Origin of the sequence: Lentzea sp. NPDC092896 (assembly GCF_044754905.1) — a bacterium.
In the GTDB taxonomy this organism is placed as follows: Bacteria; Actinomycetota; Actinomycetes; order Mycobacteriales; family Pseudonocardiaceae; genus Lentzea.
Window position 1 is genome coordinate 132,211 of record NZ_JBIVPX010000014.1, and the last position, 14,349, is coordinate 146,559.

At 67.9% G+C, this 14,349-nt stretch carries 11 protein-coding genes; 10 read left to right on the plus strand and 1 reads right to left on the minus strand.

The window, feature by feature from the left end; translation table 11 throughout:
• Positions 1–3: 3 nt before the first annotated feature.
• A complete protein-coding gene (locus ACIQF0_RS43860) occupies positions 4–1,341 on the plus strand; it encodes a bifunctional folylpolyglutamate synthase/dihydrofolate synthase (RefSeq protein WP_401040302.1) in 1,338 nt (445 codons plus the stop codon).
• Complete coding sequence (locus tag ACIQF0_RS43865; RefSeq protein WP_401040304.1) at positions 1,338–1,742, plus strand: DUF4233 domain-containing protein; 405 nt, start codon at positions 1,338–1,340, stop codon at positions 1,740–1,742. The genes ACIQF0_RS43860 and ACIQF0_RS43865 overlap by 4 nt, the downstream gene beginning before the upstream one ends.
• A gap of 4 nt (positions 1,743–1,746) precedes the next feature.
• Here the strand turns inward: ACIQF0_RS43865 and ACIQF0_RS43870 are convergent, their stop codons facing one another.
• The gene (locus ACIQF0_RS43870; protein WP_401040306.1) at positions 1,747–2,502 is read right to left on the minus strand and encodes a hypothetical protein; all 756 of its coding nucleotides are present in this window, start codon (positions 2,500–2,502) and stop codon (positions 1,747–1,749) included.
• Positions 2,503–2,586: 84 nt separating this feature from the next.
• Between ACIQF0_RS43870 and ACIQF0_RS43875 the strand changes: the two genes are divergently transcribed.
• From ACIQF0_RS43875 to pulA, 8 genes are all read left to right on the plus strand, one after another.
• A complete protein-coding gene (locus ACIQF0_RS43875) occupies positions 2,587–2,883 on the plus strand; it encodes a PE domain-containing protein (protein ID WP_401040309.1) in 297 nt (98 codons plus the stop codon).
• A 13-nt stretch (positions 2,884–2,896) separates the two neighbouring features.
• The gene (locus ACIQF0_RS43880) at positions 2,897–3,502 is read left to right on the plus strand and encodes a DUF3558 domain-containing protein (protein WP_401040312.1); all 606 of its coding nucleotides are present in this window, start codon (positions 2,897–2,899) and stop codon (positions 3,500–3,502) included.
• The gene (locus ACIQF0_RS43885) at positions 3,499–4,821 is read left to right on the plus strand and encodes a hypothetical protein (protein ID WP_401040314.1); all 1,323 of its coding nucleotides are present in this window, start codon (positions 3,499–3,501) and stop codon (positions 4,819–4,821) included. Before ACIQF0_RS43880 ends, ACIQF0_RS43885 begins: the two co-directional genes overlap by 4 nt.
• Position 4,822: 1 nt before the next feature.
• Positions 4,823–5,521: an ESX secretion-associated protein EspG gene (locus tag ACIQF0_RS43890; protein ID WP_360046173.1), complete on the plus strand. Its 699-nt coding sequence runs from the start codon at positions 4,823–4,825 to the stop codon at positions 5,519–5,521.
• A gap of 44 nt (positions 5,522–5,565) precedes the next feature.
• Positions 5,566–5,988, plus strand: a complete 423-nt coding sequence (locus tag ACIQF0_RS43895) for a hypothetical protein (RefSeq protein ID WP_401040316.1) — start codon at positions 5,566–5,568, stop codon at positions 5,986–5,988.
• 51 nt (positions 5,989–6,039) lie between these two features.
• Positions 6,040–7,548 (plus strand): alkaline phosphatase D family protein, encoded by a 1,509-nt coding sequence (locus ACIQF0_RS43900; protein WP_401040318.1) that lies wholly within the window; start codon positions 6,040–6,042, stop codon positions 7,546–7,548.
• Positions 7,549–7,569: 21 nt separating this feature from the next.
• Positions 7,570–8,811, plus strand: a complete 1,242-nt coding sequence (locus ACIQF0_RS43905; RefSeq protein WP_401040321.1) for a hypothetical protein — start codon at positions 7,570–7,572, stop codon at positions 8,809–8,811.
• Positions 8,812–8,905: 94 nt separating this feature from the next.
• Positions 8,906–14,305, plus strand: coding sequence for a pullulanase-type alpha-1,6-glucosidase (gene pulA / locus ACIQF0_RS43910; protein ID WP_401040323.1), 5,400 nt, complete (start codon positions 8,906–8,908; stop codon positions 14,303–14,305).
• The last annotated feature ends 44 nt before the right edge of the window (positions 14,306–14,349 follow it).

Sequence of the window (14,349 nt, forward strand, 5' to 3'; positions counted from 1 at the left end):
ACCGTGGAAACGAACCTCGACGAGTTCCTCGACGTCGAGAACGAGCTCAACCAGCGGTGGCCCGAGACCAAGCTCGAGCCGTCGCTGGACCGGATCAAGGCACTCGCCCACGTGCTGGGCGACCCGCAGACGTCGTACCCGGTCGTGCAGCTGACGGGCACGAACGGCAAGACGTCGACGTCACGCATGGTCGATGCGCTCTTCACGCGCATCGGCCTGCGCACCGGCCGGTTCACGAGTCCGCACCTGCAGCTCGCGACCGAGCGGATCAGCCTGGACAACCAGCCGATCAGCCCGGAGCGCTACGTCGAGGTCTACCGCGACATCGAGCCGTACGTCGCCATGGTGGACGCCCAGTCCGAGATCCGGATGAGCAAGTTCGAGGTGCTCACCGGCATGGCGTACGCGGCCTTCGCGGAAGCGCCGGCCGACGTCGCCGTCGTCGAGGTCGGCATGGGCGGCACGTGGGACGCGACGTCCATCGTGGACACCCGCGTCGCCGTGCTCACCCCGATCGGCATCGACCACACCGAGTACCTGGGCAACCGTCCCGAGGACATCGCGGTGGAGAAGGCCGGCATCATCAAGCCGGGCGCCGTGGCGATCGTCGGCGAGCAGACGCCCGAGGTCATGAGGGTGATCCTGGAACGCGTGGCCGAGGTGGACGCGATGATCGCCCGCTTCGGCAGCGAGTTCGGCGTCGTGTCGCGCGCGGTGGCCGTAGGCGGCCAGATGATCACCCTGCAGGGCCTCGGCGGCATCTACGAGGACATCTTCCTTCCACTGCACGGCGAACACCAGGCAGCGAACGCCGCCCTGGCACTGGCCGCGGTGGAAGCGTTCTTCGGCGCGGGCCCCGAGCGCAAGATCGACATCGAGATGGTCCGCGAGGGCTTCGCCTCGGTCGTCACGCCGGGCCGCCTCGAGCGAGTCCGTTCCGCGCCCAACGTCTTCGTCGACGCGGCCCACAACCCGCACGGCGCCGCAGCATTGGCGCGCGCGTTGGAGTCGGAGTTCGGCTTCCGCAAGCTCGTGGCCGTGGTGTCCGTGATGTCCGACAAGGACGCCGAAGGCATCCTGGCGGCGCTGGAGCCGGTCGTGCAGGAACTGGTGATCACCACCAACTCCTCCCCGCGAGCCATGGACCCGGACGTCCTGGCCGGCCTCGCCGTCCCGATCTTCGGCGAGGACCGCTTCGAAGTGCGTCCCCGCCTGGTCGACGCCATCGAGGAAGCCATCCACCTCATCGAGGATGAGCAGTCCGGCGGCGGCATCATCGTCACCGGCTCCGTCGTCACCGCGGGCGAGGCCCGCGCGCTGTTCGGAAAGGAGCCGGCATGACCACCCCGGCCCCTCTGAAGAAGGACCCGATGAAGGCGTTCCGGGGCATCATGGCCGGCACGCTGATCCTCGAGGTCATCGTCGTCGCCCTGGCCCTCCCGGTGATCGCCAAACTGCACGGCGGCGTGACGTCCCTGGTCGGCTGGGTCGCGTTCGGCTTCATCGCGGTGTTCATCGCGATGTGCGCGTTCGTCCGCAAGCCTTGGGCCATCGGGGCTGTCGTGGGGCTGCACGTGCTGTTGATCGCCACTTGGCTGCTGTTGCCGGCCATGGGGGTGATCGGCGTGATCTTCGGGCTGGTCTGGGCTTATCTGCTGTGGTTGCGCAAGGACCTGCTCAAGCGGATGGCCGAGGGCCGGTTGCCGGCGCAGCAACAGCAGCAGGCAGAACAGCAGTCCTGACCGGTCAGGTCCGGTCGTAGGCCATCAGGGCGTCGATCGCCAGCAGGATGCGGCGATCGGCGTCCTCGTAGTCGGCGTCGTACTCCGTCCTCCCGCCTCCCTGACGCCGGAGTTCGACGTTCCACACCGAGCCGCGATCGGGGATCTCGACCACGTACGACGCGCGGTCGGACGAGGGAAACCGCGGCCAGTCGGTGCGGACCGCCTTGCGCCCCTTCACCTCGGTGACCTGACCGAGCGGGTTCGGCTCCACGAACCAGTCGTACGCGCCATTCCCGGGCTCATAGGGAGCCAGGTGAATCTGAAGGTTCTTGTCGAGACCGGACTGCTTGTAACCGCCCTGCGCGATTTCGCACGAATACTTACCGGTGACGACCCTGACGACGGCTCTCGTGCCGAACACTTTCTCCGCGACATCATCGGTGATGACAGCGCACCAGTAATACGGGCCCCACTGCATCTCCTTCCCAACTCCCGCTTCCTCCTCATTGATGGGAAACACCAACGAGAAGTTGTGCGGCTCCGGCGGCGTCCACGCGACACACGACGCCGGATCACCCAAGAGGATGTCTTCGCAGTTCCCCTGAGGTCCGATGGCGGGCGTCGGCGGCTTGAGCTTCGCCGGAACCGCCCTCGGCTCGACGGAGGTACAGGCGGCGAGCAGCATTGCGACGCTGACGAAAAGCAGTGAAGAACGACGCATGCAGCACTTCGTACCGTTGCTCGTCGCAATGCCGCGATGACACCTCGCCTTGTTCACCCGATCGTGCTTTGAAACCGGGACGGGTCCCGCGACCTGGCGCTATGCTGCTAGACGCACGATTCTGCAGGGAGGGCACTGGGGATGAGCGGGACCAAGGTCGATCTGGAGACACTGCGCGCTGCCATCAAGGAGTACGAGTCCGTCAAGGAAGAGCTCGCGCTGGCTCACAAGTCCGGCGAAGCCCTGATCGCCGTCAAGGGCGCGGGCAAGGACATGCCGAGTCAGGTCTACGCGAACTGGGCGAGCGCCGCCGGCAAGGGGCACCAGCTGTCCAACGAGCAGTTGCAGCAGACGCTCGACACTCGGATCGAGAACTTGAAGGCCACGCTGCGGCAGTACGAGCAGACCGAGCAGGGCAACCTGGACAACCTCAAGTAGAAGGACTGAGCTGTTGCGCATCCGAACCATCGTCGTAGGCATCGCAGCACTCGCACTGCTGGCCGGCTGCGGCGACAGCGGTGGCACGACCGGCACGCCGACCACCGCCACTCAGCCGAGCAGCACCAGCGACAGCGGTGGAGCTCCCAAGATCGAGAACCCGCTCGACGTCAAGGCCTTCGAAGCCGACCCGTGCAGCACGGTCACTCCGGCTCAGGTTGAGGCGTTCGGGCTGCCTGGGGTGACTGGAAGGGTGAACACCACCTCACCCGGTGCTTCCTGTGCCTGGTTGGGATTGAGCATTCCGGCGAAGATGGCCCCGAGCGTGACGATTCTGCCGGAGGGTACGAACCTCTCCACCATCCTCCCGAACAAGGACACGACGTACGAGAAGTTCGAGTCGCTGCCCGCGATCCAGGGCTACCCGACCTACATGGCGCTGGTCGCGGACAGCCGAAAGAACGGCTACTGCTCCGTGCTCGTCGGGGTCTCCGAGCAGAAGGTGTTGCTCATCTCGCTCCAGAGCGACCAAGGCAGTCCGAAGTTCGCCGACCCGTGTGCCGCTATCACCGAGTTCGCCAATCTCGCCATCACCACGATCAAGGCAGGTGCGAAATGACACGGCCCGCGCCCAGTTGCTTCACCGAGGACAACACCAGAGCCGAGGGGTTCTCGGGAGCGCAGATCTACTCCCAGATGACCAGCGGTCCCGGTACGGGGTCGGCGCAGGCTGCGGCGACCACCGCCGCGGCGTTGGAGCGCGGCTACGCGGGCATCGAGTCCAGGCTCAAGCGGGTCGGCGAGACGCTGGGTGAGGCGTGGACCGGAGCGAGTGCGAACGCCGCTCAGACCGCCGCCAACCCGATCAATCAAGCCATGATCCAGATGCAGGACGCCCTGCGGCAGGCCGATCACTCGATCTCCAACCAGGTCTACCAGTTCACCCTGAACAAGGGGCAGCTGAAGGACATGCCGGCGTCCAAGCCGGACACGAGCTTTTGGGACGACGCGACCCCTTGGGACACGGACACCGAGGACAAGGTCAACAGCTACAACGCTGAAGAGAAGCACAACCGCGAGGTCTACAAGGAGTTCCAGAGCGCCAGCAACACCAACCGCGGTGAGCTGCCGAAGGAGTTCCCGGGCGTCACGACCGACAGCCTCGTGGTCGAGATCGCCGACACCGGCGGTGACAACGGTGAAGACAAGACGTCGAACAACAACACCACGACCACGCGGTCGTCCAGCTCCTCGAGCAGTTCCTCGACGAGCACGCCGCAGAGCACGACCGGCACAGGCTGGACCGTGCCCAGCACCAACGGTGACCAGACCACGACCAGTTCGTCCGACACCACGAACACGAGCAACACCAACAACACCGGCAGGCCTTCCGTCGGTGACAACCTCACCGGCAAGCCCCCGGTCGGCAGCGTGATCGAACGGCCGAACAACACGGGCCTCCCTCCCATGGGCGTGCCCGTCCGCCCCACCACCGGCGGTCCCGGCGGACCTGGTGGCACCGGCCCCGGTCGCGGTCCCGGGGGCATCGGCGGTCCCGGCGGAGCAGGCAAGTTCGGCGGTGGCGGTGGCGGTGGCGGCGCAGGCGCGGGTGCGGGCGGAGCGGGCAAGTTCGGCTCCGGCGGCCTCGGAGGCAGTGGAACGGCCAGCGGCACGTCCGCCCAGCAGCCCGGCGGCAAGGCCGGTGTGTTCGGCGGCATGGGTGAGACCGGTGCGAACGCGGCCGGTCGGGGTGGTGCGGCAGGCGCGGCAGGTCGCGCGGGCGGTGCCGGTATGGGCGGGATGGGTGGTCAGGGCCAGAAGGGCCAGGGCGAGGACGACTTGGAGCACAAGTCCGCCGACTACCTCATCACCGAGGAGAACACGAACGAGATCATCGGCGACATGCCGATGGTCGCACCGCCGACGATCGGGGGGTGACGTGCTTCGGTCGTCCATCCAACTGTCCGACCTCGCCTTCGACGTGCTGTGGAAGCAGGAGAAGCTCGGGGAGTACCACCCGGCGCTCTCCGTCGACTCGCCCGGTGAGACCGAGGACGAACGCGTGCTCATCGAGCGCGATGTCATCGGTGAGCTGCGCCGGGTCGGGCTCGACCACCCGGACGTCCGGGGAACGCTGCACCTGATCGCCAAGGCGGAGCACGACTACTCGGCCTGGATCGCGGCCACGCCGAACGAGACCAAGCCCGTGGTCGTGGCGGCGAACTCGCAGCACGGTGTGCTTGCCGTGCACGACAACGGGTTCGTGCAGTTGCATCCGATCCGGCCGGACAACGCGCCGGAGGTCCTCGCGATGCAGTTGCCGGACGTGCCGGCCGGGCGTGGTGCGTCGATCAACGTGCACGCGACCGAGATCAACGTGCACCAGCCGGGCAAGGCGTCGCCGTCGATCTCGTTGCGCCAGCTTCTCGCCCAGCCCCGCCAGGGCACGGCGAAGCTGTACGCGGCGAAGCGCAACGGCGAGGGCAGGCAGCGCGCCAAGACCTTCCTCACCACGATCGACTTCGAGGACGGCCGCTGGCTCGTGGTCAAGTACACCGACCAGAACCACCAGACGTGGGTGCACGCCACGCCGGCGTCGCGCCAGATCATCACGGACTGGCTCAAGCGCCTCACCTGAAGGGATTTACCGCCGCATAACCACAATGCGCGAGCGTCGCGGCTGTGAGAAAGCCATTCGCCATCGCCGCCGCACTGGCCGCGACGCTGCTGTCCGTCGGAGTCGGCACCGCCCACGCCGAGACCGTCCCCGGTTGTGCCTCCGCCAAGCAGATCGGCACCACGGGCTACGTGAAGTACCAGGGCGCGACCATCGCGTCGGTCAAGCAGTTCGCCGGGTGCGGCAAGAACTTCGCCTACACCTGGGTCTGGGACTCCTACGCCGGTAACCACACCTACCGCGTCTCGAACTGGATCGCGGTGATCGACGGCAGCGAGGAGTACCCCGGCGGCGACCTCCGCAGCGGCACCAAGCAGGAGTTGTGGGGCGCCGGTGCGGCCACGCTCGACAAGTGCACGCGGGCGGTCTCCAGCGTGACCGTGCCGGGCGGCGGCTACGTCAGTGGCTGGACCGACAAGCGCTGCTGAAGTTCACCTCGGGTTTCAGAACTGGCCAGAACCGGCGACTAGAAACCGCGCATGACCTTCGACCGTCGCACGTTGTTCAAGGCAGGCGCACTCGGCACGGCCGCCGCGCTCGTGCCGAGTGGCATCAGCCTCGCGAAGACCGACCGCCCGACCCTCACCCACGGCGTGCAGTCCGGCGACGTCACCTGGGACGGCGGCATCGTGTGGACGCGCGCCGACCGTCCCTCGCGGATGCTCGTCGAGGTGTCCAACGACCCGCGGTTCCGCTTCTCCCAGCGCGTTCGCGGCCCGTTGCTCACCCCGGAGACCGGCGGAACCGGGCAGGTCAGGGTCTCGAGCCTGCTGCCGGGCCGCCCCGTCCACTACCGCGTCACGGCCGAGGACCTGCACGGACGCACCCGCAGCGAACCGGTCACGGGCAGCTTCACCACCGCACCGATCGGCCGCGACGAGGTCAGCTTCGCGTGGTCCGGTGACGTCGCGGGCCAGGGCTGGGGCATCAACCCCGACATCGGCGGCATGCCGATCTTCAAGGCCATGGCCGACCGCAGGCCGGACTTCTTCATCCACAGCGGCGACAGCGTCTACTCCGACGGCCCGATGCAGGCGAGCGTGACGCTCCCGGACGGCCGGATCTGGCGCAACGTCGTCACGCCCGAGAAGTCCAAGGTGGCCGAGACGCTCGACGAGTACCGCGGCCAGTTCGCCTACAACTTCCTCGACGACAACGTGAAGCGCTTCGCCTCCCAGGTCCCGGTCTTCGCACAATGGGACGACCACGAGGTCACGAACAACTGGTACCCCGGCGAGATCCTGGAACTCCCGCAGTACACCGAGAAGCGCGTGGACGTGTTGGCACAGCGTGCTTTCCAGGCGTTCCACGAGTGGATGCCGATCGACCAGAAGCGCGCGGTCGACGGCCGTGTCCACCGGAAGTTCGCGTACGGGCGGAACGTCGAGATCTTCGTGCTCGACATGCGCACCTACAAGGACAAGAACACCTCGCCCAAGGACCAGCCGGGCGTGATCCTCGGTGCCCGGCAGGCGAAGTGGCTCGTCGACGGGCTCAGCCGCAGCACCGCCACGTGGAAGATCATCGCGGCGGACCTGCCGATCGGCCTGACCGTGCCGGACGGCACCGACATCGAGGGCGTCGCGAACGGCCTGCCGGGCGCGCCCAACGGCCGTGAGCACGAGATCGCGTGGGTGCTCAGGGAACTCAAACGCCGCCGCGTCAAGAACACCGTCTGGCTCACCGCGGACGTCCACTACACCGCCGCGCACCACTACTCACCCGACCGCGCGGCCGTGGGCGACTTCGACCCGTTCTGGGAGTTCGTGTCCGGCCCGCTGCACGCCGGCGCGTTCGGACCCAACGCGCTCGACCCGACGTTCGGACCGCAGGCCGTGTTCGTGCACGCCCCGCCCGCCGCCAACACCACGCCGCTGGACGGGTTCCAGCACTTCGGCGAGGTCAAGGCGTCGCAGCACGAGCTCACGGTGTGGCTGCGTGACGCGACAGGCACTTCGCTCTGGTCCAAAACGCTCAGGGCCTCCTGACGCGAGACGTAGTGTCGGTGGGTGCCCATCTCGTTCGACACCTCCGGCTTCCGTCAGCTCGACCAGAACACCTGGCAGCACCCCAGCGGTGACCAGGCCGAACTGACCTACTACGGCGTGGTCCCGGATCTGCCCGCCGGGCTGGACGACCTGCCGAGGCTCAGGCACCACCTCGCCCTGATCCACGGCGAGACCGGCTGCCTGATCGAGGCGCACGTCGTCCAGCTCGGAGGGGTGCCCGCGCTGCTGCGGATCGTCAAGATGCCGCTGCCGAACCAGCCGAACGGGCAGGGCTTCGTCTGCTCCTTCACCATCCCCAAGTCGAACTGCAGCGCGGTGCTGCAGCTCGGCGCGATGGAACGCGGCATGACGGGCACCCGCGAGGCCATCCTGGCCGCCGAGATCGGGTTCCAGAACTGGATCAAGCCGCACCCGTACGCGCCCGAGCTCCAGGGCGTGCTTCCGTTCCACGCGGGCGACGATCCGCGCCACGACGCACGTTTCCCGGACCACCCATTGGCGCGCGCACGGGCGTGGGCGCATCACGTGGTCCGCACGGCACAGGTGGATCCGCAGTTCGCCTCGCTGCCGCCGTTCCAGGTCCAGCCGCAGCCCCCGGTCGCGGTCGGCCAGACGCTGGTCACCGCGCTGCCGAGCCTGCCGGTCAAGGACTTCGTCGGCCTGCAGATCGGTGAGGAGACGACGTTCTGGCGGACGAGCGACTCGAAGCTGCGAGAGATGCTCGGCCGCGGCCTCATGGGGCGGTCGCCGCTCGCCGAGACCAGGTTCCGCGACATGCTCATGATCGACCCCGAGACGGGCGAGGTCATGATTCCCGACCGCTTCACCACCAACGGCGAGATGACCGCGCACGGCACGCGCCTGACCAAGGTCACGTTGCACCAGGCGGACGCAGAGCTCTCGGACGAGGACGTCCTGGACGCCTTCCGGTGGGCCGGCCAGATGTGCGGCGAGGCGGCGGAACGCGGCGAGTACCTCTCGCTCGAACCGATCGAGAACCAGGGCGAGCAGGCGGATCCGCACGTCCTGCTGGCCGTGCAGCCGCACGAGGGCCAGCCGATGGCCATCGCCCAGTTCTCGCCGACGCCCACCGAGGGACCGCTCGCCGGCTCGCCGAGCCGCAGCGCTCCCGCGACCCGGGAGTCCGTCGTCGGCATCGGCCTGATCGCCGGGATGGCGGTCAACGAGTGGCGCTCACATCCGCTGCGGATGGCGATCACCTACAAGCGTCCAGCAGGCTGATCGCAAACATTTGCAAGGCCCGACGTATTGTTTCCCGCTGTTTGTCGTGGTTTCGTGCAGCAACCCTGCAAGAGTTTGCGACAAGGAGGTCGCGATGCGTCGGGTCGTCGCCGCGCTCGCTGCACTGGTTCTGCTGCCCCTCACACCCGTTCAGGCCGTTGCCGCACCACCGCAACGCCTGGCCGTGGGGGAGGTGGTGGACATAGCGCCCGGTGTGCGCGACGGGGACGCGAGACTCGCGTTGCCGCCCAAGCGGGACGACCTGCGGGGCGAGCGGTTCTACTTCGTGATGCCCGACCGGTTCGCGAACGGCGACCCGAGCAACGACCGCGGTCGTTCGAACGCCGCCGAGAACGGCTTCAACCCCGCTGACAAGGGCTTCTACCACGGCGGAGACCTCAAGGGCCTGCGCGGGAAGCTCGACTACCTCGACGGCATGGGCATCACGGCGATCTGGATGACGCCGATGTTCCTCAACCGCTGGGTGCAGGGCGACAGCGCCGGGTACCACGGCTACTGGACGCTCGACTTCACCAAGCTGGACCCGCACTTCGGCACCACGCAGGAGATGCGCGACCTGATCAAGGACGCGCACCGGCGTGGCATCAAGGTCTTCTTCGACATCGTCGCGAACCACACCGCCGACGTGATCAAGTACGCGGAGAACAAGACCCAGTACGTGAGCACGGGCGCGCAGCCGTACCTGGACGCGGACGGCAAGCCGTTCGACATCGCGGACTACGCGGGCAAGAAGGACTTCCCCAAGCTCGACGCCCAGAAGTCCTTCCCGTACACCCCGGTCAAGGACGGCCAGACGAAGTACCCGTTGTGGCTCAACGACTCCACGCTCTACCACAACCGCGGCGACTCGACGTTCTCCGGCGAGTCGAGCGAGCAGGGCGACTTCTCCGGCCTCGACGACCTGATGACCGAGCACCCGCGCGTGGTCAACGGCATGAAGGACATCTTCACCAGCTGGATCGACACGCTCGACATCGACGGCTACCGCGTCGACACCGTCAAGCACGTCAACCTCGAGTTCTGGCAGGCCCTCGCGCCGCACGTGAAGCAGTACGCGAACCGCAAGGGCAAGAAGGACTTCTTCGTCTTCGGCGAGGTCTTCGACTCCTCCCCGGAGAACACCTCGAAGTACACGACCACCGGCAAGATGCAGGCCACGCTGGACTTCCCGTTCCAGAGCAGCGCGCTGAGCTTCCTGTCCGGCAAGGGTTCCCAGCGCCTCGGCGAAGTGCTGCTGGACGACGACCGCTACACCGACGCCGACTCCAACGCCTCCTCGCTGCCCACGTTCCTCGGCAACCACGACATGGGCCGCGTCGCGTGGATGATCCGCAACGACAAGCCGGGCATCTCGGACGCGGAACTGCTGGAGCGCCTCAAGCTCGGCAACACCCTGATGTACCTGTGGCGCGGCAACCCGGTCGTCTACTACGGCGACGAGCAGGGCTTCGCGGGCACGGGCGGCGACAAGCTGGCGCGCCAGGACATGTTCGCCTCCAAGACGCCGGAGTACATGGCGGAGAAGCTCGTCGGCAGCGACCGCACCGGCGCCCAGGACAACTTCACCACGTCCCACCCGCTGTACCAGCAGCTCAAGGCCCTGGCCGCGCAGGTCGACCGCGATCCCGTGTGGCGTGACGGTAACCAGGTGCTCCGGTACGCCGACGGTGACGTCTTCGCGTTCAGCCGCATCCTCGGCCGCGAACACCTCGTCGTCGCGAACGCCGGCACCTCGCCCGCGACCGTCACCGTGCCCGTGTCGTCCTCGGCCTTTGAGAACGCACAGGTCCAGAACGGCCGCGTCACGGTGACGGTGCCCGCGCTGTCCTCCCTGGTGCTCAAGGGAACCAGCGATGTCGCGAAGTCGAAGCCCGCGCCCGTCCTGGTGGCACCGGCCGCCGGAACCTTGCTGGACAAGCGCGTCGAACTCCGTGCGGACGGCATCAGCGCGCCCAACGCCGCCGCCACCTTCGCCGCCCGTGTCGAGGGCACCCGCGACTGGACCGTGCTCGGCACCGACGACGCCGCTCCCTACCGCGTTTTCGCTGACCTGTCGGCACTTCCGGGTGCGGCCGTCGGCAAGCGCGTCGAGCTGCGGGTGGTGGCGAAGTCCGGTGAGATCGGCGCGGACGGCGCGTTCGTGTCGCTCGTGGCCGCGCCGCCGATCCCCGACCCCGGCACGAAGAACCCGGACTGGCTGGTCGTGCACTACGCGCGCGACAACTACGACGGCTGGGGCCTGCACGCCTGGGGTGACGTCGAGACGCCGACCGAGTGGAACGCCCCGCTGCCGTTCGCGGGGGAGGACGCCTACGGGCGCTTCGCGTGGATCAAGCTGAAGCCGGGCGCCAAGTCCGTTGGGCTCATCGCGCACAAGGGCGACGAGAAGGACACGTCGGTAGACCGGTTCGTGGACCCGAGCGTGACGCCCGAGATCTGGTTGAAGCAGGGCGACCCGGCCGTTCATCCGTCCGAGCAGGCGGCCACGGGCAAGGCGGTCGTGCACTACGTCGGCGACGCGTCCGGTGCCGTGGTGCGTGTTGCCGGCCGGGCTGACGTGCCGTTCACCAACGGAGTCGCGGAACTCCCGCCCACCACCGACTTCTCCGTCGTGCGCGGCACGACGGTGGAGGCTTCCGGCAAGTTCACGAGTGGCCACTCGTGGATCGCGGGCGGGAAGGTGCACGCTACGAAGGCCGCCGCCGAGAACCGGGCGGTGATCCACTACAACCGCCAGGACGGCGACTACACCGACTGGACGATGTACCACTGGACGGGTTCCGCGGAGCCGTCACCGGGCTGGAACCAGTCACGGGTGCCGGACGGGCGTGACCAGTTCGGCGTCTACTGGTCGGTGCCGCTCGCGGCCGGCGCGGCGGGCCTGAGCTACCTCGTCCACCGCGGCGACGCCAAGGACCCCGGTCCCGACCAGTTCCTCGACCTGGGGCAGAAGGGCAACGAGGTGTGGCAGTTGCAGGGCAACGAGACCTACCTGCTGCCGTCGAGCGTCGGCCCGGCCGCCGATGACGACCTGACCAAGGCCAAGGCGATCTGGATCTCCAAGGACGAGGTCGTCTGGGACGTGCCGTCCGTGCAGTCCGACGGCTACCGCCTCGAATACGGCTCACGGGTGCTGCGGATGGCTCCCACGACCGAAGAGGTGCCGGCCCAGTTCCCGCACCTTCGCGGAAAGCCGGTGTTCGCCGTGCGCGGGTTTGTGGACGAGGCGTTGCGGGACAAGCTTTCCGCCGTGCACGTCGACGCGGGTGGTGCGATCCGGCACCGCACGAGCGTGCAGATCGCGGGCGTGCTCGATGACCGGTTCGCTTCCGCCGCAACGAAACTGACGTTCGGGCCGACGTTCGACCACGACCGCGCGTCGGTCCGGTTGTGGGCGCCCACTGCCACCAACGTCAAGCTGCGCCTGTTCGACCAGCCTTCCGGCGAACCGAAGAAGGTCGTGCAGCTCAAGCGTGACGACGCCTCGGGCTCGTGGACCGGAACGGGTGACTGGAAGAACAAGTACTACCAGTTCGAGGTCACCAACTGGCAGCGCACGGTCGTGGTCACCGACCCGTACTCCGTGGCGCTGTCGGTGAACTCGACGCACTCGCAGTTCGCCGACCTCAAGGCGAGCAGTTCGATGCCCGCCGGGTGGTCGAAGGACGTCGCGAAGGGCATGGGCGGAGCGATCACCGAACTGCACGTGCGGGACTTCTCGATCAACGACCAGTCCGTCCCGGCGGCGGAACGCGGCACCTACAAGGCGTTCACGCACCGCGACTCGACCGGCATGAAGCACCTCAAGACGCTGGCCGCGGCGGGCATGGACACCGTGCACCTGCTGCCGACGTTCGACATCGCCACGATCCCCGAGAAGCGCTCCGACCAGGCCACCCCGGCCTGCGACCTGCCCTCGCTCCCGGCCGACTCCGACCAGCAGCAGGCCTGCGTCGGCGCGGTCGCGGGCAAGGACGGCTTCAACTGGGGCTACGACCCGTTCCACTACGACGTGCCTGAGGGCTCGTACGCCACGGCGGACGCGCAGAACGGCCAGGCGCGCTCGAAGCAGTACCGCGAGATGGTGAAGTCGTTGCACGACAACGGCAACCGCGTGGTGGTGGACGTCGTCTACAACCACACGGCGGCGTTCGGCGACGCACCGACGTCCGTGCTGGACAAGGTCGTGCCCGGCTACTACCAGCGGCTCAACCTCGACGGCTCGATCGCGAACTCCACGTGCTGCGCGAACACCGCGACCGAGAACGCCATGATGGGCAAGCTCGTCGTGGACTCGGTGGTGCGCTGGGCGCGCAACTACAAGATCGACGGCTTCCGGTTCGACCTGATGGGCCACCACCCGAAGGCCAACATCCTCGCGGTGCGGGCGGCACTGGATGCGCTGACCGTCGAACGTGACGGCGTGGACGGGCGCAAGATCGGCGTCTACGGCGAGGGCTGGGACTTCGGCGAGGTCGCCGGCAACGCCCGGTTCGAGCAGGCCACGCAGGCGAACATGGCCGGCACGGGCGTCGGCACGTTCAGCGACCGGCTGCGTGACGCCGTGCGCGGCGGCGGGCCGTTCGACGATGACCCGCGCGTGCAGGGTCTCGGCTCTGGCCTGGCGGGGGACGTGAACTCCTCGCCCGCCAACGGTGACGTGGCCGCGCGGCTGGAGAACTACAGCGACCTGGTGAAGCTGGGCATGGCGGGCAACATGGCGTCGTACCGCTTCCAGTCGACGGCCGGGCCGGTGGTCGCCGGTCGGGACGTGAAGTACAACGGCTCTGCCGCCGGGTACACCGGGCAGCCGTTGGAGGCGATCACGTACGTCGACGCGCACGACAACGAGACGTTGTTCGACGCGTTGACCTACAAGCTCAAGCCCGAGACGTCCGCCGCCGACCGCGTGAAGATGCAGACGGTGGCGCTGGCACCGGCGTTGCTCGGGCAGGGGCGGCCGTTCGTGCACGCGGGCACCGAGTTCCTGCGCTCGAAGTCGTTGGACCGCAACAGCTACGACTCGGGGGACTGGTTCAACGCCTACGACCCGTCGTTGCGCGACAACGGTTTCGGCCGCGGCCTGCCGCCGAAGGCCGACAACGAGTCTAAGTGGCCGTACGCGAAGCCGCTGCTGGCCGGGCCGAAGCCGTCCTCCGCGGACATGAAGGCCTCGCTGGACGCGACCCTGGAGCTGCTGCGGATCCGGCAGTCGTCGCCCCTGTTCTCCCTGGGGTCGGCGGATCTGGTGCAGCAGAAGGTGTCGTTCCCGGCGGCGGCTTCCGGCGTGATCGTCATGCACGTCGACGACACGGCCGGGCCGGACGTGGACCCGGCTCGTCGCGGGCTGGTCGTGGTGATCAACCCGTACCCGACGGACCAGGCCGTGACGCTGCCTCCGGGCGACTGGAAGGCCGTGACCAGTGAGAAGAAGGCCGGAGCCGCGCGTTCGGTGGTCGTGCTGGAGCGATAGTCCCGTCAAGAAATAGTTTCGTTCCAGATTAGTTTGGTACCGTG

Coding starts and splice junctions, on each gene's coding strand:
- ACIQF0_RS43875 (WP_401040309.1), top strand. CDS start 2,587: ATGAGCGGGACCAAGGTCGATCTGGAGACACTGCGCGCTGCCATCAAG.
- pulA (WP_401040323.1), top strand. CDS start 8,906: ATGCGTCGGGTCGTCGCCGCGCTCGCTGCACTGGTTCTGCTGCCCCTC.
- ACIQF0_RS43900 (WP_401040318.1), top strand. CDS start 6,040: ATGACCTTCGACCGTCGCACGTTGTTCAAGGCAGGCGCACTCGGCACG.
- ACIQF0_RS43885 (WP_401040314.1), top strand. CDS start 3,499: ATGACACGGCCCGCGCCCAGTTGCTTCACCGAGGACAACACCAGAGCC.
- ACIQF0_RS43865 (WP_401040304.1), top strand. CDS start 1,338: ATGACCACCCCGGCCCCTCTGAAGAAGGACCCGATGAAGGCGTTCCGG.